We start from the raw sequence: 25,458 nt of genomic DNA on the forward strand, positions 1-25,458 counted from the left end.
CCCGCGGGATTCTATTCCCAGCGAAACCAGCGGACCGCGACGAACGCGCACACCACCGCATAGGCCGCCAGGGTCAACAGCGGCACGACGGACGGAAGTGACCCAGATACGCGTCCTGGAACGCCCCCATGCCCGCGCCGAGCGGGGTGTAGTGGGCGATGTTCCGCAGCAGCGGCGACATCTGCGAGATCGGCACCCAGAGTCCGGCGAAGAACATCATCGGGAAGAAAAGCACCGTGCCGATCGCCGTGGCCGGGCCACGCCCGGGGGCGAGCGCGGTGATCAGCAGGCCGATCGCGAGCAGCGCGGCCGCCGCGAGCAGCCAGGCGAGGGTGAAACCGAGAAGGTGCTTCGGCAGGTCGACGCCGAAGCCGAGCCCGGCCACCGCAACGAACAGGACCATCGCGACGACCGCGATGGCGAAGTTGGCCACGAGCTGGGCGGTGAGCACGCGGGCCGGGCCTACCGGCGTGGTCCGCATGCGCCGCAGCACGCCGTTTTCCCGGTATCCAGCGAGCGTGGTCGGCAGGGAGGCCGTGGCCAGGATGGCCAGATTGAACAGGATCAGAACAGGGACGTAGCGGTCGAAGTACGTCAGGCTAGCCCTTCCCCGCGAGGCCGTCCCCCACCTCGGCCACCAGCGCCGACAGGCGCCGGACCTCGGGATGGCCGGGGCCGAGGGTGAGCCGTTTGATGCGCAGGGCGTCCCGGTAACGCCGTCCCGCCTGCTCGGCCCGGCCCTGGAGGTGGTCCAGGCGGGCGAGGTTCACCTGGCAGACGGCGACCTCGTAGTGGTCGGCTCCGAGGCGTTCGCGGAAGATGTCCATCGCCCGGTGCAGCGTCTCCTCCGCTTCGGCGTGCCTGCCCTGGCCGGCGAGCAGCGCGCCGAGCACGGCCAGGTCCGCGGCCACGTGGTCGTGGCGGGGGCCGGGACGGGGGCCGAGCGTCCGGCGTCTGGCCTCGATCGCGGCCCGCGCGTACCGTTCTCCGCCGGGGTCGCCGCGGGTGTGCGCGAGCCCGGCGAGATTGTGCAGGGCGTCGGCTCGCATCGGGTGCTCGCCGCCCAGCCGGTCCAGGCGGGTCAGGGCGTCGCGGTAACACGTCTCGGCCTCGCCGTACCGGCCGAGTTCCTTGCACAGCACGCCCAGGGCCAGCCGTACCGCGGCGCCCCGCTCGTGGTCGGTCTCCGGCGCCAGCGCGAACGCGTGCCGCAGGTGCACCTCGGCGGGCACGTACCTCGCCTGCCTGCGTTCGACGTCTCCCATCCGGACCAGCGCGTCGGACAGCGGGCCGTCGCGTCCCGGGCCGGGTGGCGAGGGGGTGAGCAGTTCGGCCGCGCGCCGGGCGCACGCGTGCGACTCCGGGTAGCGGGTGAGCGCGTGCCAGAGCGAGGCCAGGTCGACCAGCAGCGTCGCGCGACCGGCGAGGTCCACCTCACGTGCCGCCTCGTCGGCCCGCCGCGCCCAGCGCTCCCCCTCGGCGTACCACCCGCGCCTGCGGCAGTACACGCCGCGCAGGAGACACCGCCGGATCAGCGCGACCCGGCGGCGCCGGGCGAACCGGTCAGCGATCACCGGGGGCCGGCTCGCAGTGGTTGGCGATGCGGATGGCCTCCGCCGTGCCGGTCATCAGCACGAAGAAGAACGGCACGGCCGAAACGGCCACCAGTGCGGACAGGCGCTTGAACTTACGCACGGCACTCCTTCCAAGGACAGGACGTCCCCGATCGTGACCGCGCCGGCTTGTGCCTCACTTGTGCCGGACTTGGAGCCGGACCAGCCGGCGGCTGTGGCCGGACTCCTCCCGCTCCGGCGGCAGCCCGCGCACGCGACCGCCGGCCGCGGCGCTTCGTCGCGGATGACGTCCCGGCCGGGAGGCAGCCGGGGCTCGGTCCGGCAACCGCAGGGGCGTGATCGGCCAGGTGCGGAACGAGGAACCGGACATGACGTACGAAGGTCGTGGTCATGCCCAGTCACGGGTGAACCTGCACGACGGTTGGGGTAACGGGTCAGGGGCCCGCGATCTCCTCGGGGGGCAGGTCGGCGAGGGCGCGCAGGACCCGGAGGAAGGCCCGCCGGTCGTCCGCGGGGAAGCGGCCCAGCAGGCGTTCCTCGTTGCGCTGGATGCCGGCCTGCGCCGAGTCGCGCACCCGGCGGCCCTCCTCGGTCAGCGACAGGAGCCGGGCCCGCCGGTCGCCGGGGTCGGGCGTGCGCTCGATGAGCCCCCGGCGCTGGAGGTCGTCGAGGACGCCGATGATGCGCGTCTTGTCGGCGCGGATGGACTCCGCGAGCGCGGCCTGCGTCCGCAGCGGGCGCGCGCCGAGGGCCAACAGGACCGAGTAGGCCCACATCGACAGGCCGTGCTCGCGCAGGACGGGCAACTCGGCCTCGATCAGCGCCCGGCCCAGCGGGCTGATCATCGCGGCCAGGTCGGGACGGTCGGCCATGGGACGTCACTATACGCGTTGACAGATGATAAGCACATGTAGATGATGTGCACGAGCTTACTACTTGGAGACGGCATGGACATCAGAGAGCTGGACCGGCGGGCGGTGCTCGCGAGCGCCGCCGTGGTCATGAAGGCGACGGCGGCGGACCTCGGGCGGCCGACGCCGTGCGCCGACTGGACGCTGGGCGACCTGCTGGCGCACATGACCGCCCAGCACAACGGCTTCGCCGCCGCCGCGAGGGGTGAGGGCGCCGACCTCGCGGTGTGGCGGGTGTCCTCGCCCGGGGACGACGCCGTGCCCGCCTATCTGCGGTCGGCCGAAGAGGTGATCGGCGCGTTCGGCGAGGACGGCGTGCCCGGCCGGGAGTTCACGCTGCCGGAGTTCGCGCCGCTCGGCCCGGAGTTCCCCGCCCGGACGGCCATCGGCTTCCACTTCATCGACTACCTGGTGCACGGCTGGGACGTCGCCCGCGCGCTCGGCGTCCCCTATGTCCCGGAGCCGGACCTCGTGGAGGCCGCCTGGCCGATCGCCCTCGCGGTGCCCGACGACGAGCGCCGCCTGCGGCCGGGAGCCGCCTTCCGCCCCGCCCTGACCGTCCCCGGTGACGCCCCCCGCTTCGACCGCCTCCTCGCCCTGCTCGGCCGCACGCCGGAGCCGCTCGGCTGACCCGGACCATTGCGGATGAAGAAGTCGAAGTTCGCGCGGCGCCGGTCGTCCATCGGGTGCGGGGTGAGGTCCGGTTCGGCTTCCTGCTCGCCGGGCCTGATGCCGAGGACCTCGGCGATCTTGCCGAAGGCGCCTTCGAGCCCCCGCTCACGGTAGACGCGCTGGAGTTCCACCAGTTCCTCTTCGTGGTGCCGGCGGTCGGCGTCGGGGAGCAGGGCGGGCGCGACGGGTTCGTGGGCGATGAGCGTGGCGAGCCGGCCGGGGTGCCGGACGGCCAGGTGCAGGCCGAGCACGGCGCCGAAGCTGCAGCCGAGCATGTGCGCGGGCCCGTCCGTGAGCTGGGCGAGCAGCCGCTGGACGTCGTCGGCGTGCTCGGCCATGGTCGCGCCGGCGGCCGGGTCGTCCAGGGTGCTGCGGGACAGGCCGCGCCGGTCGTAGGTGATGACGGTGTAGGTGTCGGCGAGCCGGACCACCAGGTCTGCCGTACGGCCGGCGTCGCCTTCGCCGCTCTGGGAGATGAGCAGGGCGGGGCCGTCGCCGCGGACTTCGTAGTAGAGCCGGGCGCCGGGGACAGGGAGATATCCGTCCATGCCGGTGAATGTATCAGATTTGATGCATCTGTTTTGATGTAAGTTGGGTCACATGAACGGAGTCGACCTCTTCCTGCTGGGCCGGACGCTGATGAAGATCGCCGAGGAGACGATGCCGACCGAAGGCATCGGACCGCAGACCACCAGCACCCGCACCGTGCTCGTCGTCGTCGCCGACCTGCGCGCCCATCCGCGGACCTCCGTCGGCGAGATCGCCGGTCGTACGGGCCTTCCTCAGAGCGCGGTCTCCGCCGCCGTGGCCCGGCTCAGGACGGCGGGCTCGATCGTGACCGGCCCCGATCCGGCCGACCGCCGCCGCACCCTGATCCAGGTCGCCCCGCAGATGTCACAGCGGGTGGCCGAGGTGCGCGCCACACCCATCGACGGCCCGCTCGCGGCGTCACTGGGCACCGACGATCCCGCCGAACTCGCCGAGGTGGTCGCACTGCTGGAAACCCTCGCCGCCCGCCTGTCCGGCGCCGGCACCTGACCTGCCGCGGGGGTCCGGCCCGCGGTGCGGGGGCGCCGTGCGAACGCGCGGCGGGTGCCGTGGGCGCCGCCGCGCGGTTCCGCGGGCCTCAGCGTGCGTAGGTCTCGCCCCAGATGCGCAGCTCACGCAGTACAGGTCCGATCGCCGTCCCGGCATCGGTGAGGACGTACTCGTCGCGGGGCGGGTGCTCGCAGTAACGACGGCGGGTGATCAGCCCGGCGTCCTCGAGTTCGCGCAGCCGGGTCGCGAGCGAGTCGCGGGGAGCGCCGGTGTTGGCCTGGATCTCGTTGAACCGGTGGACGCCGAGGCCCAGTTCGCGGAGCACGAGCAGAGCCCAGCGGTCACCCACGACACCCAGTGCGTCGGCGATCCCGCAGACACGAGGATCAGCGGTTCGAGAGGGTTTGCTTTTCAGACTCACGATGGTTAGCGTAGCCGACGTTCGCGAGTCTGAATTTCGTACCGACTGGAGACGCCCATGCCATCCGTCCTGATCACCGGGGCCTCCAAGGGCATCGGCCGGGCCACCGCCGCCGAGTTCGCCGCCCGCGGCTACCGCGTCATCGCCACCGCCCGCGACCCGCGCGCGCTGGAGGGTCTCGACGTGGCGCAGCGGCTGCGCCTCGACGTCACCGACCAGGCCACCGTCGACGAGGCGGTCGCGGCCGCCGGTGAGGTGGACGTGCTGGTGTCCAATGCGGGCGTGATCTTCCTGGCCGCGGTCGAGGCGAGTCCGGTGGCCGAGATCGAGCGGCTGTTCGCGCAGAACACCTCCGGCGCGATCCGGGTCGCCCAGGCGGTGCTGCCGCAGATGCGCGCGCGCAAGAGCGGGCGGTTGCTGTTCGTGTCCAGCGTGGTGGGCCGCGTCGTCTTCTCGGGGAACGCCGCCTACGCGGCCAGCAAGTGGGCCCTGGAGGCGCTGGCCGAGGCGCTGGCCATCGAGACCGGCCCGTTCGGGATCCACACCACCCTGCTGCAGCCGGGCACGGTGAGCTCGGGTGCGCTCGACGACCCGCTGATCTACCGGCTGCCCGACGACCCCTACACCGCGCTGGCCACCGACAGCCTGGACCGCAGCGGCTCTCTCACCTCGGAGCAGGTCGCCCGCGCGGTCGCCGACGCCGCCGAGCTCGACGCGCCGCCGCTGCGGCTGCCGGTCGGCGACGTGGCCGCCGCGCTCCTCGCGGCCCGCAAGGCCGCACCCGAGAACGTCCCCTTCGTCCTCGGTTCCTGAGCGCCGCCGGGCCGACACGGCGTTCGCTCTCGCCTGCCTGGCGGCGACGCCGAGCCCGCGGCCCTAGCCTGAGCCTGACCACCCCGTCGCCGGCATCTCCATCGACAGAGGAGCGAAAAGGATCATGTCTTCGACCCTGATCACCGTAGGCGCCTGCCGGGCTTCCGCCGGGCCAGCCCGGCGCGGCCACCGGGTCGTCGTCATCCGCCGCAACCCGAACGGCCGTTGGTGAGGGACGGATGGCTAAGACAACGCTGGAAGAGTTCGCCGCACTGGCAGCGACGGAACGCGGCCTGGTGGTCGTCTCGACCCTGCGAGCGGACGGCACCATCCAGGCGTCGCTGGTCAACGCGGGCCTGCTGGCCCACCCGCTCACCGGCGTCCCGGTGGTCGGGTTCGTCACCTACGGAAGGGTGAAACTGGCCAACCTGCGGGCGCGCCCCCAGGTGACCGTCACGGTCCGGTCCGGCTGGGCCTGGGCCACCGTCGAGGGCACGGCCGGGCTCATAGGGCCGGATGATCCGGCCTCCGGCGTCGACGGCGAGCGGCTGCGACTGCTGCTGCGTGAGGTGTTCACCGCGGCAGGCGGCAGCCACGACGACTGGGACGAGTACGACCGGGTCATGGCCGAGCAACGACGTACGGTCGTCCTGCTTGCCCCGGCCCGGATCTACGGCAGCTGACCCCGCCACGCCCTCCTCCCGCTGTGGCCAGCTTCCAGCCCAGGTTGACCGCGTCGCCGATGCCGAGGTTCAGTCCCTGGCCGCCGGCCGGCGAGTGGATGTGCGCGGCGTCGCCGGCGAGCAGCACCCGGCCCCTGGAGTAGATCGGCGCCTGCCGGGTGGCGTCGGTGTACCGGATGCCCACTCGCATCCCGGTGATCTCTATGTCGGCGCCCGCCGTCGCAGCCGGCCAGCCAGCCCGCCGTGATCCGCCGCGCCCCGGCCTCGACGACCACCCCGTCGTCAACGGGCTCGAACCCGGTCAGCGGGGCGCCCCGCCACACCTCCGCGCCGAGCGACACCGCGCGCCGGGCGAGGATCGCCTCCAGGTCGAGCTGGGCGACGGCGCCGCCGCCGAGACGTCCGAGTGCCACCAGCACCGAGGCTCCGCCGAGGCGCAGCTCACAGGCGAGCATGAGCCCCACGGGCCCCGCCCCCGCCACGACGACGTCGAAATCCATGACCCAGCCCCCAAAACCCGGCAACAGTGTTCGCTGTTTTGGGACCGTTCGCAATGGAACCGATCTGGAACCGGCCCGAGCGGGCCGCCCGCGGACCGCGGCCCGCCCACAGCAGGGACGCGGTCGCCGCGGCGGGCGTGCGCGTCGCCGACACCGAGGGCGTCGAGGCGGTGTCCATGCGCCGGGTGGCCGCCGAGCCGGGCGCCGGAACGGCGTCGCTCTACCGCTATCTGACCGGCAAGGACGAGCTGTTCGACCTCATGGTCGACGCGGTGATGCGCGCGGAGGAGCCGCCGGAGCGCACCGGGGAGTGGCGCGCCGACCTGCGGGCGCTGGCGGCCGGGTCACGGGCCGTGATGCTGCGCCATCCCTGGCTTCCCATGCTGGTCGCGGCCAGGCCGAACCTCGGCCCCGGCTCGCTGCGCTGGATGGAGTCCTGGTACGGCGCGGTCGACGGGTTCGGCCTGGACGCCGACGAGATGCTCGCGCTGGTCGGCACGGTGCAGATCTTCGTGCACGGCGCGGTGACACGGGAGCTGGCCGAGCGGGAGGCCGGTTTCGACTTCGCGTCCCGGATGGCCGCCCAGGGCGCGTACGGCGACGCCGTCATCGCGGGCGGCGCCTACCCGACGCTGATCCGCATCATGGTGGAGGCGGAGGGGCCGCACCGGCCCGACCGGCACGACCGCGCCTTCGCCGACGGCCTGGAACGCGTCCTCGACGGCCACCGGTCCCTCCCCGGGGGCACGTCCGGCCGCTGACCACGCCTCCGGGACGGGGCTCGGGCGCCCTGGAGCCGGGCCGGCGGCCGGCGGAGCACGCCCCGCGCCCGTGGACGGAGGCGCCGGGTCAGGACAGCGGGGCGATCAGTCCGGCCGCGCGGGCCACGGCGGCGAGGGCGTCGGGGTCGCCGGTGCGCCAGTGGACGTCGAGGCAGGTGTCGGCGAGTTTGATGACGTGCTCGTCGCCGTGCCGTACGGCGAGGTCGAACGCCTCCTCGGGGGAGCCGGGGGCGGCGGGCAGGGTCTCCCGCGGGGCGGGGCCCTCGGGGAGGTAGGCCGCGGAGACCGCCGCGCCGGCCGCCCACGCCGCCGCCAGGCTGGCGTCCCAGAGCTCGGCGGGCAGCGCGGGCAGGGTGCGCAGCACGGCGGTCGGCGCGGTCGCCGAGTGGACCAGCATGACGGGCGAGCCGTGCCCGTGCGTCAGGTAGCGCAGGGTCGCCGCGTCCGCCAGCTCGGAGAGCAGGGCATGCGCCTGGCCGGCGTCGGCCGCCGGTCGCAGCGCGGCGAGCGAGGCCGTCCAGCCGTCGAGGCGCGCCAGCTGGTCCAGCCGGTGGTTGATGCCCTCCCGCTGGTCGGGCACCCGCGGCACGGCGGCGAGGGCCCGCCCGGGGCCGGTGGCTCCGGAGGGCGCGGCCGTGCCCGCGACCGGCTGCCAGCGCGCCGCCCAGTACCCCAGGGCCTGGCCGAACTCCGCCAGCCGCGGCTCGTCCTCGCGACTCAGCAGGGCGTGCACCGCGTGCCCGGTGCGGATCACCCCGTGGGTGGCGCCGGCCGCGATGCCGGGCAGCAGCCGCGGCCACCACGTCTCCAGTACGGCACGCCAGGGCTCTTCCCGCACCACGCGCCCGAAGTACGCCAGCCAGTCGCCCAACCTGCGCGCATCCCCCAGCGCGGGCCGCCAATCGCCGGGGTCGATGGGACTGCTCCCGCCCGGCGCCTCCTCCAGGCGGCGGACGTAGCCGTCGAGCCAGCGGTGCACCTCCCCCGCGTGCCCATGCCGGACCATCGACTCCGCCGCCATCGGACCGTGGTTGCTCAGCCAGCCCTCGAACTCCGGCCCGGTGCGGTGCAACCGCTCGTACGCCTCTTCCAGCACTCCGTCGCCATTCATGCGTCAGACGCTAACCGGGCGCCCGTCCCGCCGCATGGGCCCGACGGCCGAGACCTCCTGCTCCATCGGACCTAGTCCCCCGGCCCTCCGGGAGTCAAGCTCCTGACCTTCCGGCGGTCAGAAGGGGAAGGTCCGGGGCGTGTCACGCAGGGTGGCCCACTGGAGCTCGGTGAAGTCCTCGGCGGCGAAGCCGCGGCCGAACCTGCCCCATCCGCTGTCCTTCAGCCCGCCGAAGGGCATGTGCGGCTCGTCGTTGACCGGCTGGTCGTTGACGTGCACGATGCCGACCTCCAGCCGGCGGGCGAGGTCGAGTCCGCGGTAGGCGTCGCCGGTGAGGATCCCGGCGGTCAGGCCGAAGCGGGAGGCGTTGGCCCGGCGGACGGCTTCGTCGCGGTCTTCGACGACCTCCAGCAGCGCGACCGGGCCGAACGTCTCCTCGAAGGCGATCTCCGCCTCCTCCGGGACGTCGGTGAGCACGGTCGCCGGGTAGCAGGGCGGACGCGGGTCGCCGCCGGTGAGGATCCGGGCGCCCATCGCCACCGCCTCCTCCACCCGGCGGCCGACGAGGGAGAGCGCCCACCGGTTGATGAGCGGGCCGATGACGGTGCCGGGGTCGCGCGGGTCGCCGACCGGCAGGGCGGACACCTTGGCGACGAAGCGCTCGGTGAACTCCTCGGCGATCGGGCGCTCCACGAGGATCCTCCTGGCGCACATGCACACCTCGCCCTGGTGCACGAACGCGCCGTAGGCCGCGGCGTCCACCGCGTGCCGCACGTCGGCGTCGGCCAGGACGAGCAGGCAGTTGTGCCCGCTGAGCTGGAGCACCGGCCGTTTGAGGTGGCGGGCGGCCAGCTCGGCGAGGCGCCGCCCGGTGACCGTGGAGCCGGTGAAGTTGATCCGCCGCACGTGCGGGTGGGTGACGAGCTCCTCGGCGATCACGCCGGCGTCGCCGGGGGCGTGGGTGACCACGTTGAGCGCCCCGGGCGGCAGGCCCGCCTCGGCGAACAGCTCGGCCCACAGGGTGCCGCCGGTGATCGGGGACTCCTCAGACGGTTTCAGCACGACGGTGTTCCCCAGGGCGAGGGGGCCTACGACGGCGCGGCCGGCGAGGACGAGCGCGGCGTTCCAGGGGGCGATCGCGGCGACCACGCCGACCGGGCGGCGCACCGCGAGGGCCCGGGTGCCCGGCACGTCGGAGGGCAGGATCTGGCCGGTGGGGGCGTGCGCGAGCCCGGCGGCCTGGCGCAGCAGCGAGAGGCTGAAGGTGAACTGCACCTGGGCGAAGTGCGCGCCGCAGCCGGTCTCGGCGGCGAGCAGCCCGATGACCTCCGCCTCCCGTCTCGCGAGCGCCTCGGCCGCGCGCAGGAAGATCATCTGCCGGTCGGTGGGCAGCAGGTCCGCCCATCCGGGGAACGCGGCGTGCGCGGCCTCGACCGCCCGGCGGGCGTCGTCCGCGTCGCCGGACGCGACGACGGCCATCGGCCGCCCGGTCCAGGGGTCGTGGTCGGGGTGTTCCCGCCCGCTCACCGAGCGGACCCACTGCCCGCCGATGTGGTGCAGTACGGTGCCGCCGGGCTCCCCGCTACGACTCAAGACGTCAGTTCTCCTCGTCCGCCGGTGGGGCCGTTGCAGATGGTAGCCGACGGGCGGCAGCCGTACGTCGAACCGGTCGGTGAGCAGGCTGCACAGCCCGCGTCGTCTCGGGGGGCGGAATCGGTGCCGAGGCAATTGGCAGCGCGTGTACCGGAGGTCAATCCATTGTTCTAATAGCTGGAACGCCGTCTTGGTACCGTTCGACGATGAGCACCCGTCGCCCTTCCTCGGAACCGTCCGACCGGCCCGAGGACGACGACTCCGTCACCTCGGGGGGATCCTTCTCCCAGTCGCTGGAACGCGGACTGATGATCCTGTCGCTGTTCGGCGAGGCGGGCCCGGTGCTGGGCATCGCCGACCTGGCGCGGGCGGTGAACCTCAACCGCAGCACCACGCACCGCTACGTGGCGACGCTGGCCAAGCTCGGCTACGTGCAGCAGGACCCGGACACCAGGAAGTACTCGCTCGGCCCGCGGGTCATCGACCTCGGCTTCGCCGCGCTCAGCTCGATGGAGATGACCCGCGTCGCCTCCCACCATCTCCAGGCGCTGTCCGACGAGACCGGTTACGCCGCCGGCATGGCCGTGCTCGACGGCCCGGACATCGTCTATGTGGAACGCCGCAGGAGCCGCCGCGCGGGAGGGCTCGCCGTCGACCTGAACCTGCACGTCGGCTCCCGGTTACCCGCCTACTGCACCTCGATGGGCAAGGTGCTGCTGGCCTTCCGCGAGCCCGCGGCGCTGCGCGCGCTGCTGGACCGCACCGACCTCGCCAGGCGCGGCCCGAAGACCATCACCGCCCGCGAGCAGCTCGTGAGCGTGCTCGCCAAGGTGCGGCAGTCGGGGATCGCGGTCAACGACGAGGAGCTCGCCCCCGGGCTGAGGTCGATCGCCGCGCCCGTCCGCGACCGGTCCGGCAACGTCGTCGCGGCGATCAACGTCGCGGTGCACCTGACCACCTGGACGGCGTCGGCCGAGTCGGTGACCGCCCGCCTCGAAGGACCGCTCCGGCGGGCCGCGGCCGAGATCTCCGCCCGGCTCGGCTACCGCCCCGAGATCTGAGCGGCGTTCGAATAATTGAAACTCACCGTTGATTAAACGGAAAGCTTGGCCTACATTCGGCGCGTTCGACGAGTGAAAGGACCTCCCCGGTGTTTCTGGACGCGGCGCAGTGGCAGGACAAGGTCTTCATCGGCGGCTCATGGGTGCCCGGCTCCGGAGGCACCGCCGACGTGATCGAGCCGGCCACCGGGGCGTCCCTGGGGCGGATCGGCGTGGCCGGTGCCGATGATCTCGCCCGCGCCGCGGAGAGCGCCGCGGCGGCCCAGCGCGAGTGGGCCGCCACGCCGCACCCTCAACGGGCGGCGGTGCTCCGCCGAGCCGCCGCGCTGTGGGCCGAGCACGCCGAGGAGATCTCCTGGTGGAACATCCGCGAGGTCGGCGCGGTGCCCGGAATGGCCGGGTTCGCCGTGCACGTCGCCGAACAGGAGTGCTACGAGGCCGCCGCGCTGCCCAGCCGCCCCTACGGCGAGCTGCTGCCCAGCGAGGAGCCCCGGCTGTCGATGGCGCGCCGGGTCCCCGCCGGGGTGGTCGGGGTGATCTCGCCGTTCAACGTGCCGATCATCCTGGGCATCCGGTCGGTCGCGCCCGCGCTGGCGCTCGGCAACGCGGTCGTGCTCAAGCCCGACCCGCGGACGGCGGTCACCGGCGGAGTGACCGTCGCCCGGGTCTTCGAGGAGGCCGGGCTGCCCGCCGGGCTGCTCCAGGTGCTGCCCGGCGGAGCCGACGTCGGCGAGGCCATGGTGACCCACCCGCTGGTCAGGGTCATCTCCTTCACCGGTTCCACCGAGGCGGGCCGCCGGGTGGGCGAGCTGGCGGGCAGGCACCTCAAGCGCGCGCACCTGGAACTCGGCGGCAACTCCGCCCTGATCGTCCTGGAGGACGCCGACGTGGACGAGGCGGTCAACCTCGCCACCTGGGGCAGCTACTTCCACCAGGGCCAGATCTGCATGACCACCGGCCGGCACCTGGTGCACGAGCGGCTCTATGACGACTTCGTGGCACGGCTCGCCGCCAAGGCCGCCGCGCTGCCGGTCGGCGACCCGGCCAGGGACCAGGTCGCGCTCGGCCCGGTGATCGACATCCGCCAGCGGGACAAGATCCACGGTGTCGTCACGGCCAGCGTCGACCACGGGGCGCGGTTGGCCGCCGGCGGCGGCTTCGAAGGGCTCTTCTACTCCCCCACCGTCCTCGCGGACGTCTCGCCGGACACCCCGGCGTTCGCCCGGGAGATCTTCGGCCCGGTCGCCCCGGTCGCCCGGTTCTCCACCGCCGCGGAAGCCGTACGGCTGGCCACCGCGACCGAGTTCGGGCTGTCGCTGGGCATCGTCACTCGGGACGTGATGCGCGGGCTGGACCTGGCCGACCGGTTGCCGACCGGCATCGTGCACGTCAACGACCAGACCGTCAACGACGAGGCCAACGCCCCCTTCGGCGGGGTCGGGGCGTCCGGTACCGGTTCCCGGTTCGGCGGCGCGGCGGCCAACGTCGACGCCTTCACCGAGACCCGCTGGGTCACCGTGCGCGGGCAGGCCCCGGCCTACCCGTTCTGACCGTGCGCGGGCGGGCCCCCCGCCTACCCGTTCTGACCGGTCGCCTCAGACGCCCAGGTAGTCCTTGGCCGCCTGGGACGCCTTGGCGTAGGAGCCGGAGTCGAAGGGCGGCTGGGGGTCGTACTCGATGGCGAGCTGGAACGCCTCGGCGGCGGCGCGGCCGGCGACGAGTTCGGCCAGGGTGAGGGCCATGTCGATGCCGGAGGACACTCCGGCGGCGGTCACGATCCTGCCCTGGCGGACGACGCGCTCGTCGGTGTACTCGGCGCCGTAGGAGCGCAGGATGTCGGCGGCGCTCCAGTGCGAGGTGGCCCGCAGACCGGTGAGCAGCCCGGCGGCGCCGAGCAGCAGCGAGCCGGTGCACACCGACGTGGTCCAGGTGGTGGTGGCGTGCACCCGGCGGATCCAGCCGAGCAGCGGCTCGTCGGACACCCGGCGCCTGGCCCCCGGGCCGCCGGGCACGACCAGGATGTCGGCGGAGCCGATCTCGCCGAACGCCGCCTGCGCGGTGAGGGTGAGGAAGCCGGCGCCGTCGCGGACCGGGCCGGGCGCGGCCGCCGCGAACACCACGTCCGCCCCCGGCAGCATGCGGAGGATTTCGTAGGGTCCGACGGCGTCGAGGGGGGTGAGGCCGTCGAAGATCGGGATGACCACGCGCATGGTGGGCACCTTTCTGCTGGATGTCTGCTGGCTGCGGATCAGGTGGCGGCGGAGAAGCGTTCCCGGTATTCGCCCGGGGTGACGCGGACGGTTCGCTTGAAGCTGCGGTGCAGGGTCTCGACGGTGCCGAAGCCGCAGGCCCGGGCCACCGCCTCGACGGTGGTGCCGGTGGTCTCCAGCAGCCGGCGGGCCGCCTCGACCCGGGCGGTCTCCACGTAGGCGGCCGGGGTCCGCCCGGTCTCGGCGCGGAAGACCCGGGCGAAGTGGCGTTCGCTCATCCCGGCCCGCGCGGCGAGCGCGGACACGGTCAGGTCGGTGTCGAGGTGGTCGGCGATCCAGTCCTGCACGCCGCGCAGCGGCGCGCGGGACGGGCGCTGCGCGGCGAGCTGCGCGCTGAACTGCGCCTGCCCGCCGGGACGCTGCACGAACATGACCAGCTGCCTGGCGATGGCCCGGGACATCTCGGCCCCGTGGTCCTCCTCGGCCATCGCCAGCGCCAGATCGATGCCGGCGGTGACCCCGGCCGACGTCCAGATGTCCCCGTCCCGGACATAGATCGGGTCGGGGTCCACGTCGACCAGCGGATACTCCCGGGCGAGCGACTCGCACCGGCCCCAGTGGGTGACCGCCCGCCGCCCGTCGAGCAGCCCGGCCGCGGCCAGCAGGAAGGCTCCGCTGCACACCGAGGCCGTGCGCCTGGCCCGCCCGGCGGCCTGCCGGATCCAGCCGACGAGCCGGGCGTCCTCACACGCCCGCCGGACGCCCACGCCGCCCACGACGATGAGCGTGTCGATCGGCCCGGTCGCCTCCTCCATCGTCATGACCGGCGACACCGACAGCCCGCACCGGGCCCGCACCGGACCGGGATCGGCGGCCACCGTCTGGATGACCACTCCCCCGGCATGCATCCCGACCTGCGAGAACACCTCGTACGGGCCGGTCAGGTCGAGGATCTGGAAGTCCGGGAAGACGGCGAAGACGACGTGTCGGGTGGTCACGCCTCCATCCTCACCAGCCGGAGGACATGGCGGCAATGCCACGCCTATGACGATTTCTGCCATCCACCTCCACACCACTCCACCACCGGTTCCGCCGTCCGGCCTCGCGCGGGCCCGCCGTCCGGCCGACGGCGCCGCCGTACCGGCCGGGGGGGCGTTCGATCCGGCGGACCGCCGGGGGCATGCCCGCCGGGTATCCCCCCGGTCCGAACGGGACCTGGCAGTGAAGTGGTCCCGGGGGCGACGATCGGGCCGTCGCGTGCCGCCGCCCGGTGGCGGCGCCGAGTTCGCGAGGGAGGTGCGGTGACGGCCGGTGACACCACCTGGACCCGGGTTCCCGACCTGCGGGAGATCGAGGTCGTCCTGGTGCTGGCTGAGGAGTTGCATTTCGGGCGTACGGCCAGCCGCTTGCGGCTCTCCTCGTCCCGGGTGAGCCAGCTGGTCAGCAGGCTGGAGCGGCGGGCGGGCGGCCGGCTGTTCGAGCGGACCAGCCGGCGGGTGACGCTGACGCCGCTCGGCGAACGGCTGCGCGACGGACTGCGCCCGCCGTACGAGGAGATCCACCGGCTGGTGCGTTCGCTGCGCGAGGTGTCGGGGCGGCTCAGCCTCGCCGTCGCCGACCTCGCCTGCGACGACCCCTCACTGCCCGAGCTGCTGGGCGCCTTCGGGGCCCTCCACCCGCACTGCCTGGTCGTGACGCCGGGGGCGGGGCGGGAGGCGCGGGAGCCCGGCGGGGTGACGCGCGCGCTGCGGGCGGGTGAGGTGGACCTGGCGATCGCCTGGCAGCCCGCCGCCGAGGACGGGCTCGCCCTCGGACCGGTCGTCAGCAGGCAGGCGCGCGTGCTCGCGGTGCGCAGGGACCATCCGCTGGCCCGGCGCGGGCACGCCACCGCGCGCGACCTGGCGGAGGAGCCGGGCGGACCGGCCGGGGCGCTCGGCCTGCGCGGTGACGCGGCCGAGGCCCTGTGGCTGATCGCGGCGGGCCGGATCGCCCACCCGACCGTCGCGTCCTTCACCGACCACTACCGGCACCCCGACGTCGTGACGGTCCCGCTGCGCGGCGTCCCCCCGCTGGTCAGCCGCCTGGTCTGGGCGGCGGGCGAGGAGAACGACCGGGTACGCGCCTTCGCCGACGTGGTGGCGGAGGCGCGGCGGCGTACCGCCGCGCCTCCGCAGCCCGGCCCGGACGACGCCGGCGGCTGACCGCTCAGCGCTCGTTGCCGGTGAGCCTGACGACCCCCTGGTTCCAGGTGCGCCCCGGATACCACGGCGTGTTCCCGATCTCGGAGAAGCCGGGGACGCCCTCCATGTACTTCACCATCTGCCTGCGCTGGCTCCCGGTGGGCACCGGGCCGCGCAGCGCGCCGATGTTCTGTGCCATGTGCTCCGGGTTCCCGGTGGCGACCAGGACGCAGGTGACCGCCGGGTGGCCGAGGACGAACTTGATGAAGAACTGCGCCCAGTTCTGCACGCCGAGTTCCTCCCTGGCGAACTCGGGGACGCGGCGGTTCCGCACGATCCGGTGCAGCCGGTCCTTCTCCAGCGCCATGTTGACCATCACCGCGGTGTCGGTGTCGGCCGCCGCGGGCAGGATGCGCCGCTCGGCCTCGCGCATGAAGATGGAGTAGCGGAGCTGCACGAAGTCGACGTCGCCCGTCCGCACCCAGTTCTCCAGCGCCGGGTAGTAGGGGATCACGTGGTGGGTGACGCCCAGGAAGCGGATCCTGCCCTCCTGCTTCCATCTGCGCAGGATGGGCACGTTCATCTCGGCGTTGGTGAGGCTGTGCACCTGGAGGACGTCGGGGTTGCGGCCCAGCCGCCTGACCGTCTGCGCGAACTGCGCCTCGGCGTGGCTCGGCTCGTTCAGGTAGTCGCCGGTGGTCCAGCTCTTGCCGGTGACGAACAGCTCGTCGGCGATGCCGAGCGCGGCGGCGGCCTCGCCGAGGTTCGTCTCCGACGTGCCGTACAACGCCGAGGTGTCCACGACGCGCCCGCCGTTGTCGTAGAAGGTCTTCAGCACCTGGCGCAACGGCCTGCGGTCGATCTCGGGGCGCTTGTCCCAGGTCATGAAGGTGCCCAGGCCCACGGCGGGGATGGAGACATCCGTACCGGGGATGCGGCGGGTGATGAGCCCGCGCGGGGCGGGGCTCGCCGCCGCGCCGGCCGCGGGACCGCCCACCGCCGCCGCCGCGAACAACGCCCCCGCGCCCGTCACGCCGGCCCGCACCACCGCACGCCGCGACGGATCGTTCGAAGACAGCATGGTTCTCCTTGGTTCGACAGTTCGTTACGGAGGCCAGCGAACCAACGCGGAGATAAAGATCATTGAAAACCGGGGAGCGCTTCCTCCGTCACCGTGTGTGCCCGGCCGAGATCGGTGCACCGTGTCCCACCAGGTGGCGGACGCCGGGCCGCCGTCACGCACGGTGATCGTTCACCGACGCTCATCGATGCGTGCACCGATTCGGGGGCATCGGGGGCATTTTCGGATGGCTTTCGGACCTATCGGGTAACTTGCGGCCATGACGGTAGATCTTCGCCTCATGCGTTACGTGATCGCGGTGGCCGAGGCCGGCAGCTTCGAGGCGGCCGCCGAGCGGTTGCACATGACGCAGCCGCCGCTGAGCCGCCAGATCCGCGAGCTCGAACGCCAGCTCGGCGTCCAGCTCTTCCACCGCCGCCCGGCCAGGCCGACGGAGCCGGGGCGGGTGTTCGTCGAGTCGGCCAGGCGGGTGCTCGCGGAGGCCGACCTGGCCGTCGAGCGCACCCGGCTGGCCGCGTACGCGGACGCGGGACCGGTGCGCGTGGGGTACACCGTGACCGCGTCCTTCGACGAGATGCCGAAGGTGTTCGCCGCGATGCGTGACCGGCACCCGGGCATCCGGGTGGAGGCGCGCGAGGCGTGGGACGAGGAGCTCGTCGAAGCCGTGCGCGCGGGCGAGCTGGACGTCCTGCTGGGGCGGCACGTGCCCACTCCGGCGACGTTCGAGCGGACGGTGCTGCGCCGCGAGCCGTTCGCCGTCGTGGTCGGCGCCGACCATCCGCTCGCCGGGCGGGACGCGGTGTCGCTGAGCGAGCTGCGGGGCGAGACCCTGCGGTTCTTCCCCCGCCGGTTCGCGCCCCGCTACCACGACGAGGTGCTCGCCGCGCTGCGCAGCTCCGGTGAGACGTTCGCCATCTGGGAGAACCCGCTCCCCGGGCTGCGCAACCTCAACCTGCACCTGCGCTCGGAAGGGTTCATGATCCTGCCGGCGTCGCTGGGCGAGCAGCTTCCCGCCGGGGTGACGTTCCTGCCGATCAACGACCGGCTGCCCACCATCGACCTGGAGATGGCCTGGGAGCGGCACGCCTCCGCCGCCACCCTCACCCTGGTCGCCGTCACCCTCGACCTCGCCCGCAGGGAGGGCTGGCACCGGGGTCATCGGCCGCACCCGGTGCCGGTCGGCTCCCCGGCGGCCCGCCGCCGCGTGACCACCTGACCCGGGGGGCCGGCGCGGGCGGCGACCGGCTCGGCGCCTTCCCGCACCGGCCGGCTCCCCTTGCGGACGCGATCCGTCTCAGGCGTCCGCGAGCCGCGGCCCCGGGCCGACCTCGCGGACGACGGTGTAGGTCGGCGGCCCGGTCATCCGCGCCACAGCCGTGCCGGACACGCCCTCCACGGCGGCCCGGATGGCGGCCATCCGGCCGTCGGTGTCGGAGTTCGCCACGAAATGGCGGTAGTCGGCCTCGCTCTCCCAGTGCACGATGTTGTACACCCGGGTCCCGTCGGTGCTCACGTGGAACCTCGCCGAGCGGTACCCGGGATAGAAGCGCACCCACCTCTCCTGGATCTCGGCGAAGAGGTCCACCAGCTCACGCTGTGTGTCGAAACCGTCCACCGTGTAGTCGATGATCGAGTAGAACCCGTCGTCAACGCTCACCCGTGCTCCTCGTGCTCTCAGGTCGGACTGCTCCCCCATCCTGCGACCTCAACCGCGGTTGAGCTCAAGAGCCGGAGATCACGACGGCCGGCGGTCAGGGCTCCACCAGGCGCCGGACGGCCTCGATCACGGTGTCGCGGCGGTATGCCCGGTCCTCGGGGGTCACCTTGGCGGCCTCGGGCGACTGCGCCGACCACATCAAGGCGATGTTGAGGACCAGGGCCAGCGTCTGGGCGGCGTCGAAGCGGCGGGACACCGTGCCCGCCTCCTGGGCGGCCCGGATGGCGTCCACCTTGGCCCGGCCGGCCCGCTCGATGGCCGGGATGAGCCTGCCGGAGTCCGCGCGCTCCAGCCGGTACCAGGTGGCGAGCCGGGCGACCTCGGGGTGGAGCTCGTGGCCGTCGAACAGCCGGGCCGCGTATCCCGGCAGGTCGTCGGGGGTGATCGGGTATTCGGTGAGGGTACGGTCGACGATGACCTCGAAGACGGCCTCGAAGAGCTCGTCCTTGCCACCGAAGTAGGTGTAGACCAGCCCGGCGCTGCAGTCGGCCAGCTTGGCGATGCGCTCCATCCGGGCGCCGGCGATGCCGTAGGCGGCGAACTCGGTGAGCGCGGCCTGGAGGAGCCGCTGTCGCTTCGCTTCGGGATCACGGGTCGCCATGCGGCCCACCTTAGCTGAATGAGTATTCAGTTGACAACGCGGGCGTCCGGCTGCTTCAGTGAGCTGAATGACTATCGGCCCCCTCCGGCGCCGGCGCGGGACACCCGGCCCGCTCCCCGTGCCGGGCGGCGCCGCCGACCCGGCGACCGGCCGCACGCTCTGGGAGACCTCGGAGGAGCTCACCCGGGTCGGCTACCACTTCGGCTGATCCTGTCGGGCTTTCTCCCCCACCTACGCAAAATGCCCTTGGGTGCGCGAAAGGTGCGGCGAGCACGCCGGTCGTGCGGGATCCGCGTCATCGGGACGGCTCCGGGGAAGGGACCGGCCGCCCGGGAGGTCCCGGGCGGCCGGAGGCGGCGTCTCAGCGGCTGGTCACCACGGAGACGGCGCCGGCGGGGCGACCACCGGCGGGCGGTCGTCGCAGGTGATGGTGTTCGGCAGCTCCCACGGGGCGAGCCACGGCCCGGTGGTGCCGCCGCCGTCGTTGCCGCCGAGGTCGGTCAGCGAGAACTCCGAACCGGTGGGCGGGAAGTTGAACGACCCGCAGTTGTTCACCCCGACCGCGCCGACGTTGCGGGCGTCGACGTTCTCGAACGACGCGGAGCCCTTCACCCGGGCGCTGACCACCGAGGTGCCGGTGCCGTCCACCCGGATGTCCTTGAAGCGGACCCCCTCGATGGAGTACAGGTCCTTCACCGCGTACTCGCTGACCAGCATGATCGCGTTGTAGGTGTTGTCGAGGTAGTGGTCGCCGGAGACCTCGATGTCGGCGTCGATGCTCCGGTCCAGCGCGTAGAACCAGATGGCGCCCAGGCCGATGTTCCAGTTCAGCTCGTAGGTGCCCGCGCGGGCCGTGGTGTTGCCGGTGATCCGCAGCCGCCCGCTGAACGGCTCGGCCCCGAACCGGGCGCCGACCTGGATGGCGCTGCCCTCGCGGACCGGGTCGGCCACGAGGTTGCCGGAGATCGTGTTGTCCTTGCCACCGTAGATCGCGATGCCGTTGGCGAGCACCGGCGACTGGACGGTGTTGTCCGCGAACGTGTTGTTCACGTTCGGCGTCTTCTCCGACCACATGGCGAGGCCGTCGTCACCGGTGTTGCGGACGAAGTTGTTCGACACGACCGAGTTCGTGACGCCGCCGTGGAAGTTGAGGGCGTCGGCGATCTGGTCGACGATGACGTTGTCCGTGACCCGCAGGTTCGTCATCGGGCCGTCGAACCACATGCCCACCTTGGTGTGCCGGATGTACAGGCCGTCGATGGTCGAGTCGCTCATGGCGCCGCCGATCCCGTTCACCTGGTCGGTGTCGATGCGCTCGCGGACGTCCCCCTCGATCGCGAAACCGGACAGGTGCACGTTCCGGCTGCCGCCGTCCGCCGCGTATCTGCCGTAGAAGCCGACCCCGGTGTGCACCGAGCCGTCCGGGTCCGGCGTGCTCAGCGGCACCTCGCGGCCCTTGATGATCGTGTACCAGCTCCCGGCGCCCTCGATCGTCACGTCGTCCACGATGATGTGGCGGTTCACCTGGTAGGTGCCCGGCGGGATGTACACCTTGAGGCGGTTGCGCTTGGCGAAGGCGATCGCCCTGTCGAACGCGTCGGCCGACTCGCGCCGGCCGAGCGGGTCGGCGCCGAACGCCAGCACGTTCGCCGCGACCAGCCTGACGTGCGGCGCGGCGACGAGCTCGGAGTCGAGCAGGTCGATGACCGTCCACGCGGCGTTGCTTCCGGCGGGCACCGTGAGCCGCACCCTGTCACCCGCGCGATACGTCTTGCCGAGCAGGAGCCGCTGCTCGTCGTAGAAGTGGCTGGGCCGGAACGGCTTGGTGATCACCGGCGGGGGCGAGGTGGCGGCGGGCACGCAGGCGCACTCGGTGAGCCACCAGTCGGGGTGCAGCAGGTCGGCGTTCGGGTCGTTGGAGAACGGATACTGGTTGTACAGCCACGCGTACTGCGACGTGAGGGTCATGGTCTTCCCCGCCCCGCCGTTCACCGTGACGGCGAGCGGCGCGGTGATGCCGCCGCCGCCCGGCGCGTCCGGGATGCTGTAACGCACGGTGATCGCGTTGGCCGCCTTCGGCAGGGTGAACTCGACGTGCTGCCCCGGCGTCAGCCTGACCGCCCGCCGGCCGGACGCCTCCGACGGCAGCGTGTACGCGGTGCGGTCGGGGCCGATGGCGGTGCCGTTCGTCACCGCGTTCTCCGCCTCCTGCTCGGCGAAGGCGACCCTGGCGCCCCGGCCCGCGACCAGCGCCGGGTCGAGGGCGGCGCGCGTCACGACGGGGGCCGCGGCGCGGCGCGTCTCCCGGTCGGCGTGCGCCGCGCCGACCGGCATGACGCCGATGCAGAGGGCGGCCGCGGTCAGGACCGCCACCGCGGCCGTGCGCGGCGGCCCGCACCATCTCGTCAGGGCTCCTGTGATGCTCCGTGACATCGCGTCTCGTTTCTCTCGGGGGGTGACCTCTCGGGGGCGAGCGCCATGAGGGTGAGGTGACAGTAGGACTCGCACGCCCCGTTCCACAAGATGCCTGCGAAATAGTTTCGTAATCTTGTTCTTCTACTGCGGGGTGGCTCCCGAGTTCTTGCGCAAGTACAGCAAGTCGTTGCAAAGGTTTTCGCCCGCGGGCCACCTCGGCCACGTCCCCCCGGGCTCCGCCGTACGGCTCCGCAAGACCACCGCACACCACCCCAGACCGGTCGAAACATCACACAAACCCGAAATAACACCATTAAGCGCTATATATGGTGCGACATGAGTTATCCGGGCTTTCGCCATAACTCCCTATGATTTGCTCCATCGCCACGTTCCATGCGGAGAAAAGGCCCGTCTTGACATGCCATGACTCGGGGGGCGAGGTCGTGCGGGCGGCGCGGGAGAACACCGGGCCGCCGGCGCCGGGGACCCCCTGTTCCCGAAATCCCGAAACGATGTCAGAGGTGCCAGAGAGATGAACACGAACAAGGTGCTGATCGTCGGCGCCGGTCCCTGCGGTCTGCTGGCGGCGGTCGAGCTGAGCCGCCGGGGCGTGCCGGTGACGGTGGTGGACGCCGGGGAGGAACCGGCCGGGGGGTCGCGGGCCATCCTGCTGTGGCCGCACGCCCTGGAGTCGTTCGACCGGCTCGGGCTGCGCGCCGAGGCGGACAAGCGCGGCGTGCCGGTCGAGGCGCTCGGCTGCCATCTCGCGCCGGGCACCGTGCTCCGGTTACCGGCCGACCCGCACCACGCGCCGCTCGTGCTGCCCCAGGAGGACACCTGCGACCTGCTGGAGGCGGAACTGCGCAGGCTCGGCGGCACGGTCGAGCGCGGGCTGCGGGTGACCCGGCTGGCCACGTCCGCGGAGTCCGTCAGGGCCACCGCCCGCCGGGCCGACGGCACCGAGGTCACCCTGGAGGCAGGCTGGCTGATCGGCGCCGACGGCCACCGCAGCACGGTCCGCGCGGAACTCGGCATCGTGTTCTCCGGCACGCCGCTCCCGGTGACGTTCCTCATCGCCGAGGGGCGGCTGGCGGGCGACTACGACACGCGGGCGGTCGGCTACCACCTGAGCCGGTCGGGCGTGCTACTGGTCGCGCCGCTGCCCGGCGGCAGGGCGCGGATCGCCGGCGCCGTGCCGGAGGACACCGCCGTCACGCCGGAGACGGTCCGGCGGCTGCTGGACGAGCGCGGTCCCGGCGGGCTCGATCTCACCGAGACGACGTTCGCCGCGTCCTTCACCAGCGGCGAGCGCGTCGCCAACACCTTCCGCGCCGGCCGGTGTTTCCTCGTCGGCGACGCCGCGCACGTGCACGCCCCGACCGGCGGCCAGGGGCTCAACCTGGGCCTCGAGGACGTGCGCAACCTGGTGTGGAAGCTGACCGGCGTGATCGAGGGCCGGTTCGCCCCGTCGATCCTGCAAAGCTACGACATCGAGCGGCGCGCGGCGGCGGAGCAGACGGTGGCCGCCACCGGCAGGCTGACCCGGGCCGTGATGATGGGGCCCGCCGCGCTGCTCGTCCGCAACTCGGCCCTGAGCCTGGCCCACCGCACCGGCCTGCTCGCCCGCCTGCTGCTCCCGACGCTGGCCGGCTGGCGGATCCGCTACCCCGACGTCCTCGGCCTCGCGGGCCCGCAGACCCTGCGGGGCCTGCCCGCCCCGGGCACCCGCAGCCCCGCCTGGCCGCTCGACCCCGACCAGGAGGACCGCTTCCAGCTCATCAGCATGGGCCCGGCGGACGACATGATGATCCGGCGCGGCAGGGCGCTCGCCGCGCAGGCGCCCGGCCTGGTCGTCCACCGCCACCGGGTCACCAAAGGCAGCGGCTTCGTCCTGCTGCGCCCCGACGGCTACGTCGCCGCGGCCGGCCCGGAGACCGACTTCACCCGGCTCGCCCGCGAGCTGAGGAAACTCTTCGGGTGACCGCCGTCCTCACGCGGAGAACCAGTTGACCATCCCCGTGACCACCCGGACGATCAGGCGTGTTCAGGAGGTGCGCCCGGTGTGGAACGTGCGGCGGTAGGCGGCGGGTGAGACGCCGATGACGGCGCGCAGGTGCTGGCGGAGGGAGCCTGCGCTGCCGAAACCCGCCCGGAAGGCGACGTCGTCGATCGGCAGGTCGCTGCTCTCGAGGAGCCCGCGGGCGAGTTCGACCCGCTGCGCGGTCAGCCACCGGCCCGGCGTCGTGCCGACCTCGGCGCGGAACCGCCGGGTGAAGGTGCGCACGCTCATCCGGGCGTGACCGGCGAGGTCGGACAGGGACAGCGGGGTGTGCAGCCGTTCCAGGGCCCAGGCGCGGGTGCCGGCGGTGTCCGCCGACGCCGGCTCGGGGACGGGCCGTTCGATGTACTGCGCCTGGCCGCCGTCCCGCCACGGCGGGACGACGCAGCCGCGGGCCACCCGGTTGGCCTGGGCGCTGCCGTGGTCGCGGCGGATCAGGTGCAGGCACACGTCCACCCCGGCGGCGGCGCCCGCCGAGGTGAGGATGTCGCCGCCGTCCACGAACAGCACGTCCGGGTCCACCCGCACCCGTGGGAAGGTGCGCCGGAAGTGCTCGGCCTCCGCCCAGTGGGTGGTGGCCCGCCGCCCGTCGAGCAGCCCGGCGGCGGCCAGCACGTAGGACGCCGTGCAGATCGACACGATCCGGGTGCCCGGCCGGATCCGGTCGAAGGCGCGGCGCAGCGGTTCGGGCAGGACACCCCGGTCGCGGATCGGGCCGAGATCGGCCGAGGGCGGGATGACGAGCGTGTCCGCCCCGGCCAGCGCCGCGGTGTCGTGCTCGACGGCGATCGCGAAGCCCGCGTTGCTGCGCACCGGCCGCCCGTCCAGGGTGCAGGTGATCACGTCGTACAGCGGCTCGCCGTGCGGTGAACGGACGCCGGCGAACAGACGGGCCGGGATGCCCAACTCGAACGGGATGACGCCTTCCAGGGCGAGGACCACCACACGATGCATGGCCAGATCCTGACACATGATGGCTATCCGGCCGCTTCCCGGTACCCGGCCCGCGGTGAAGGCTGGTCCCCGTACGCATCCGGCCGCCTCCGGCCCGACCAGAACGGACACCCGATGCACGACAGCACGACGACCCGCCCGCGGATGCGCGCGATCAGCCCGCGGACGTGGGGCGGCCCGGACGTCCTCACCATGATCGAGACGGACCGACCCGTCCCGGGGCCGGGCGAGATCCTGGTCCGGGTGCGCGCCGCCGGCGTGAACCCGACGGACTGGAAGGCCCGCGCGTCGGGCGGGCTGGGCCTGTGGGGCGACCCGGTGATCCTGGGCTACGACGTGTCCGGCGTGGTCGAGGCCACCGGATTCGGCGTGACGTTGCACCGGCCGGGCGACGAGGTGTTCGGCATGCCGCGCTTCCCGCACCAGGCCGGCGCGTACGCCGAGTACATCACCGCTCCCGCGCGGCACTTCGCCCGCAAACCGGAGAACATCGACCACGTGCACGCCGCCGCGCTGCCGCTGGCCGCGCTGACCGCCTGGCAGAGCCTGACCGAGACGGCGCGGGTGCGGGCCGGGCAGCGGGTGCTGGTCCACGCCGCCGCCGGCGGCGTCGGCCACCTGGCCGTGCAGGTCGCCAAGGCCCTCGGCGCCCACGTGATCGGTACCGCCGGCGCCGCCAAGCACGCCTTCCTCAGGGATCTCGGCGCCGACGAGACGATCGACTACACCCGGGTGGACTTCTCCGAGGTGGTCCGCGACGTGGACGTCGTCGTGGATCTCGTCGGGGGCGACTACGGGGCGCGCTCCCTGCGGGTGCTCCGCCGGGGCGGGATCCTCGTGTCACTCGTCTCGGCGAAGGACGCGCCGACCGCCGAGGAGGCCGGCGCGCTCGGCGTCCGGCGCGGGTTGATGCTGGTCGAGCCGGACCAGGCCGGTATGAAGGCCGTCGCGGAGCTCGTCCGGACGGGGAAGTTGCGCGCCGCGATCGACCTGGTCCTGCCCCTGGAGCAGGCGGCCAGGGCGCACGAGCACGGCGAGACCGGCCGCACCACCGGGAAGATCGTGCTGACCGTCTCCTGACG

General features: G+C 73.1%; 26 protein-coding genes and 2 pseudogenes. 12 read left to right on the forward strand and 16 right to left on the reverse strand.

Annotation, left to right across the window (positions count from 1 at the left end):
* Window positions 1–73: 73 nt before the first annotated feature.
* The 4 genes from QSK26_RS10710 to QSK26_RS10725 form a co-directional block, all read right to left on the reverse strand.
* Window positions 74–667, reverse strand: a complete 594-nt coding sequence (locus QSK26_RS10710) for an ABC transporter permease (RefSeq protein WP_352244316.1) — start codon at window positions 665–667, stop codon at window positions 74–76.
* On the reverse strand, window positions 600–1,574 hold the full coding sequence (locus tag QSK26_RS10715) for a tetratricopeptide repeat protein (protein ID WP_285774887.1): 975 nt from the start codon (window positions 1,572–1,574) through the stop codon (window positions 600–602). Before QSK26_RS10715 ends, QSK26_RS10710 begins: the two co-directional genes overlap by 68 nt.
* A complete protein-coding gene (locus tag QSK26_RS10720; protein ID WP_285774888.1) occupies window positions 1,564–1,695 on the reverse strand; it encodes a hypothetical protein in 132 nt (43 codons plus the stop codon). The genes QSK26_RS10715 and QSK26_RS10720 overlap by 11 nt, the downstream gene beginning before the upstream one ends.
* 313 nt (window positions 1,696–2,008) lie before the next feature.
* A complete protein-coding gene (locus QSK26_RS10725) occupies window positions 2,009–2,446 on the reverse strand; it encodes a MarR family winged helix-turn-helix transcriptional regulator (protein ID WP_285774889.1) in 438 nt (145 codons plus the stop codon).
* 75 nt (window positions 2,447–2,521) lie between these two features.
* Here QSK26_RS10725 and QSK26_RS10730 point away from each other — a divergent pair.
* Window positions 2,522–3,034: pseudogene (locus tag QSK26_RS10730) on the forward strand (TIGR03086 family metal-binding protein); the annotation flags it as partial.
* Here the strand turns inward: QSK26_RS10730 and QSK26_RS10735 are convergent.
* Complete coding sequence (locus QSK26_RS10735; protein WP_285774890.1) at window positions 2,935–3,705, reverse strand: alpha/beta fold hydrolase; 771 nt, start codon at window positions 3,703–3,705, stop codon at window positions 2,935–2,937. The pseudogene QSK26_RS10730 and the gene QSK26_RS10735 sit on opposite strands and share 100 nt — an antisense overlap.
* 52 nt (window positions 3,706–3,757) lie before the next feature.
* Here QSK26_RS10735 and QSK26_RS10740 point away from each other — a divergent pair, with 52 nt between their 5' ends.
* Window positions 3,758–4,195, forward strand: a complete 438-nt coding sequence (locus QSK26_RS10740) for a MarR family winged helix-turn-helix transcriptional regulator (RefSeq protein WP_285774891.1) — start codon at window positions 3,758–3,760, stop codon at window positions 4,193–4,195.
* Window positions 4,196–4,283: 88 nt separating this feature from the next.
* Here the strand turns inward: QSK26_RS10740 and QSK26_RS10745 are convergent, their stop codons facing one another.
* Window positions 4,284–4,544: a winged helix-turn-helix transcriptional regulator gene (locus QSK26_RS10745; RefSeq protein ID WP_285774892.1), complete on the reverse strand. Its 261-nt coding sequence runs from the start codon at window positions 4,542–4,544 to the stop codon at window positions 4,284–4,286.
* 129 nt (window positions 4,545–4,673) lie between these two features.
* On the opposite strand from QSK26_RS10745, the gene QSK26_RS10750 reads away from it, so the two are divergent.
* Window positions 4,674–5,429 (forward strand): SDR family NAD(P)-dependent oxidoreductase, encoded by a 756-nt coding sequence (locus tag QSK26_RS10750; RefSeq protein WP_285774893.1) that lies wholly within the window; start codon window positions 4,674–4,676, stop codon window positions 5,427–5,429.
* A 239-nt stretch (window positions 5,430–5,668) separates the two neighbouring features.
* Window positions 5,669–6,112: a TIGR03618 family F420-dependent PPOX class oxidoreductase gene (locus tag QSK26_RS10755; protein ID WP_285774894.1), complete on the forward strand. Its 444-nt coding sequence runs from the start codon at window positions 5,669–5,671 to the stop codon at window positions 6,110–6,112.
* A gap of 10 nt (window positions 6,113–6,122) precedes the next feature.
* On the opposite strand, the pseudogene QSK26_RS10760 reads toward QSK26_RS10755, so the two are convergent.
* Window positions 6,123–6,287, reverse strand: a pseudogene (locus tag QSK26_RS10760) (FAD-dependent monooxygenase); the annotation flags it as partial.
* Window positions 6,288–6,665: 378 nt separating this feature from the next.
* Here QSK26_RS10760 and QSK26_RS10765 point away from each other — a divergent pair.
* The gene (locus QSK26_RS10765) at window positions 6,666–7,373 is read left to right on the forward strand and encodes a TetR/AcrR family transcriptional regulator (RefSeq protein ID WP_285774896.1); all 708 of its coding nucleotides are present in this window, start codon (window positions 6,666–6,668) and stop codon (window positions 7,371–7,373) included.
* 88 nt (window positions 7,374–7,461) lie between these two features.
* Here the strand turns inward: QSK26_RS10765 and QSK26_RS10770 are convergent, their stop codons facing one another.
* Entirely contained in the window at window positions 7,462–8,505 is a 1,044-nt protein-coding gene (locus QSK26_RS10770; protein ID WP_285774897.1) for a questin oxidase family protein, read from the reverse strand.
* 117 nt (window positions 8,506–8,622) lie between these two features.
* On the reverse strand, window positions 8,623–10,098 hold the full coding sequence (locus tag QSK26_RS10775; RefSeq protein WP_285774898.1) for an aldehyde dehydrogenase family protein: 1,476 nt from the start codon (window positions 10,096–10,098) through the stop codon (window positions 8,623–8,625).
* A gap of 206 nt (window positions 10,099–10,304) precedes the next feature.
* On the opposite strand from QSK26_RS10775, the gene QSK26_RS10780 reads away from it, so the two are divergent.
* The gene (locus tag QSK26_RS10780; RefSeq protein WP_285774899.1) at window positions 10,305–11,159 is read left to right on the forward strand and encodes an IclR family transcriptional regulator; all 855 of its coding nucleotides are present in this window, start codon (window positions 10,305–10,307) and stop codon (window positions 11,157–11,159) included.
* Window positions 11,160–11,248: 89 nt separating this feature from the next.
* On the forward strand, window positions 11,249–12,709 hold the full coding sequence (locus tag QSK26_RS10785) for an aldehyde dehydrogenase family protein (protein WP_285774900.1): 1,461 nt from the start codon (window positions 11,249–11,251) through the stop codon (window positions 12,707–12,709).
* A gap of 45 nt (window positions 12,710–12,754) precedes the next feature.
* On the opposite strand, the gene QSK26_RS10790 is transcribed toward QSK26_RS10785, so the two are convergent.
* Window positions 12,755–13,369, reverse strand: coding sequence for a DJ-1/PfpI family protein (locus tag QSK26_RS10790; protein WP_285774901.1), 615 nt, complete (start codon window positions 13,367–13,369; stop codon window positions 12,755–12,757).
* A 38-nt stretch (window positions 13,370–13,407) separates the two neighbouring features.
* The gene (locus tag QSK26_RS10795) at window positions 13,408–14,367 is read right to left on the reverse strand and encodes a GlxA family transcriptional regulator (RefSeq protein WP_285774902.1); all 960 of its coding nucleotides are present in this window, start codon (window positions 14,365–14,367) and stop codon (window positions 13,408–13,410) included.
* 303 nt (window positions 14,368–14,670) lie between these two features.
* Between QSK26_RS10795 and QSK26_RS10800 the strand changes: the two genes are divergently transcribed.
* A complete protein-coding gene (locus QSK26_RS10800) occupies window positions 14,671–15,570 on the forward strand; it encodes a LysR family transcriptional regulator (RefSeq protein WP_285774903.1) in 900 nt (299 codons plus the stop codon).
* 4 nt (window positions 15,571–15,574) lie between these two features.
* Here QSK26_RS10800 and QSK26_RS10805 read toward each other — a convergent pair whose 3' ends face one another.
* Window positions 15,575–16,630: an aldo/keto reductase gene (locus QSK26_RS10805; RefSeq protein ID WP_285774904.1), complete on the reverse strand. Its 1,056-nt coding sequence runs from the start codon at window positions 16,628–16,630 to the stop codon at window positions 15,575–15,577.
* A 259-nt stretch (window positions 16,631–16,889) separates the two neighbouring features.
* Here QSK26_RS10805 and QSK26_RS10810 point away from each other — a divergent pair, with 259 nt between their 5' ends.
* Window positions 16,890–17,846 carry a LysR family transcriptional regulator gene (locus QSK26_RS10810; RefSeq protein WP_285774905.1) on the forward strand — a complete coding sequence of 319 codons (957 nt, stop codon included), beginning with the start codon at window positions 16,890–16,892 and terminating at the stop codon, window positions 17,844–17,846.
* Between the two features lie 78 nt (window positions 17,847–17,924).
* Here the strand turns inward: QSK26_RS10810 and QSK26_RS10815 are convergent, their stop codons facing one another.
* Both QSK26_RS10815 and QSK26_RS10820 read right to left on the reverse strand, forming a co-directional pair.
* Complete coding sequence (locus QSK26_RS10815) at window positions 17,925–18,287, reverse strand: antibiotic biosynthesis monooxygenase family protein (RefSeq protein ID WP_285774906.1); 363 nt, start codon at window positions 18,285–18,287, stop codon at window positions 17,925–17,927.
* A 94-nt stretch (window positions 18,288–18,381) separates the two neighbouring features.
* Window positions 18,382–18,948, reverse strand: a complete 567-nt coding sequence (locus tag QSK26_RS10820; protein WP_285774907.1) for a TetR/AcrR family transcriptional regulator — start codon at window positions 18,946–18,948, stop codon at window positions 18,382–18,384.
* A 67-nt stretch (window positions 18,949–19,015) separates the two neighbouring features.
* Here QSK26_RS10820 and QSK26_RS10825 point away from each other — a divergent pair, with 67 nt between their 5' ends.
* Window positions 19,016–19,156 (forward strand): hypothetical protein, encoded by a 141-nt coding sequence (locus tag QSK26_RS10825; protein ID WP_285774908.1) that lies wholly within the window; start codon window positions 19,016–19,018, stop codon window positions 19,154–19,156.
* A 164-nt stretch (window positions 19,157–19,320) separates the two neighbouring features.
* On the opposite strand, the gene QSK26_RS10830 is transcribed toward QSK26_RS10825, so the two are convergent.
* A complete protein-coding gene (locus QSK26_RS10830; RefSeq protein WP_285774909.1) occupies window positions 19,321–21,381 on the reverse strand; it encodes a glycosyl hydrolase family 28-related protein in 2,061 nt (686 codons plus the stop codon).
* Window positions 21,382–21,895: 514 nt separating this feature from the next.
* On the opposite strand from QSK26_RS10830, the gene QSK26_RS10835 reads away from it, so the two are divergent.
* A complete protein-coding gene (locus tag QSK26_RS10835; protein ID WP_285774910.1) occupies window positions 21,896–23,344 on the forward strand; it encodes an FAD-dependent oxidoreductase in 1,449 nt (482 codons plus the stop codon).
* A gap of 63 nt (window positions 23,345–23,407) precedes the next feature.
* Here the strand turns inward: QSK26_RS10835 and QSK26_RS10840 are convergent, their stop codons facing one another.
* Window positions 23,408–24,376, reverse strand: a complete 969-nt coding sequence (locus QSK26_RS10840) for a GlxA family transcriptional regulator (protein ID WP_285774911.1) — start codon at window positions 24,374–24,376, stop codon at window positions 23,408–23,410.
* A 114-nt stretch (window positions 24,377–24,490) separates the two neighbouring features.
* Between QSK26_RS10840 and QSK26_RS10845 the strand changes: the two genes are divergently transcribed.
* Window positions 24,491–25,456 carry an NADP-dependent oxidoreductase gene (locus QSK26_RS10845; RefSeq protein ID WP_285774912.1) on the forward strand — a complete coding sequence of 322 codons (966 nt, stop codon included), beginning with the start codon at window positions 24,491–24,493 and terminating at the stop codon, window positions 25,454–25,456.
* Window positions 25,457–25,458: the final 2 nt, after the last annotated feature.

The organism is Microtetraspora sp. NBRC 13810 (assembly GCF_030268685.1).
GTDB lineage: Bacteria > Actinomycetota > Actinomycetes > Streptosporangiales > Streptosporangiaceae > BSRQ01.

Excerpts from the sequence above, each read along its gene's own strand:
- QSK26_RS10770 (WP_285774897.1), bottom strand. The coding sequence starts at position 8,505 with ATGAATGGCGACGGAGTGCTGGAAGAGGCGTACGAGCGGTTGCACCGC.
- QSK26_RS10755 (WP_285774894.1), top strand. The coding sequence starts at position 5,669 with ATGGCTAAGACAACGCTGGAAGAGTTCGCCGCACTGGCAGCGACGGAA.
- QSK26_RS10820 (WP_285774907.1), bottom strand. The coding sequence starts at position 18,948 with ATGGCGACCCGTGATCCCGAAGCGAAGCGACAGCGGCTCCTCCAGGCC.
- QSK26_RS10740 (WP_285774891.1), top strand. The coding sequence starts at position 3,758 with ATGAACGGAGTCGACCTCTTCCTGCTGGGCCGGACGCTGATGAAGATC.
- QSK26_RS10840 (WP_285774911.1), bottom strand. The coding sequence starts at position 24,376 with ATGCATCGTGTGGTGGTCCTCGCCCTGGAAGGCGTCATCCCGTTCGAG.
- QSK26_RS10735 (WP_285774890.1), bottom strand. The coding sequence starts at position 3,705 with ATGGACGGATATCTCCCTGTCCCCGGCGCCCGGCTCTACTACGAAGTC.
- QSK26_RS10780 (WP_285774899.1), top strand. The coding sequence starts at position 10,305 with ATGAGCACCCGTCGCCCTTCCTCGGAACCGTCCGACCGGCCCGAGGAC.
- QSK26_RS10810 (WP_285774905.1), top strand. The coding sequence starts at position 16,890 with ATGACGGTAGATCTTCGCCTCATGCGTTACGTGATCGCGGTGGCCGAG.
- QSK26_RS10835 (WP_285774910.1), top strand. The coding sequence starts at position 21,896 with ATGAACACGAACAAGGTGCTGATCGTCGGCGCCGGTCCCTGCGGTCTG.
- QSK26_RS10805 (WP_285774904.1), bottom strand. The coding sequence starts at position 16,630 with ATGCTGTCTTCGAACGATCCGTCGCGGCGTGCGGTGGTGCGGGCCGGC.
- QSK26_RS10750 (WP_285774893.1), top strand. The coding sequence starts at position 4,674 with ATGCCATCCGTCCTGATCACCGGGGCCTCCAAGGGCATCGGCCGGGCC.
- QSK26_RS10765 (WP_285774896.1), top strand. The coding sequence starts at position 6,666 with ATGGAACCGATCTGGAACCGGCCCGAGCGGGCCGCCCGCGGACCGCGG.
- QSK26_RS10830 (WP_285774909.1), bottom strand. The coding sequence starts at position 21,381 with ATGTCACGGAGCATCACAGGAGCCCTGACGAGATGGTGCGGGCCGCCG.
- QSK26_RS10725 (WP_285774889.1), bottom strand. The coding sequence starts at position 2,446 with ATGGCCGACCGTCCCGACCTGGCCGCGATGATCAGCCCGCTGGGCCGG.
- QSK26_RS10825 (WP_285774908.1), top strand. The coding sequence starts at position 19,016 with ATGACTATCGGCCCCCTCCGGCGCCGGCGCGGGACACCCGGCCCGCTC.
- QSK26_RS10790 (WP_285774901.1), bottom strand. The coding sequence starts at position 13,369 with ATGCGCGTGGTCATCCCGATCTTCGACGGCCTCACCCCCCTCGACGCC.
- QSK26_RS10845 (WP_285774912.1), top strand. The coding sequence starts at position 24,491 with ATGCACGACAGCACGACGACCCGCCCGCGGATGCGCGCGATCAGCCCG.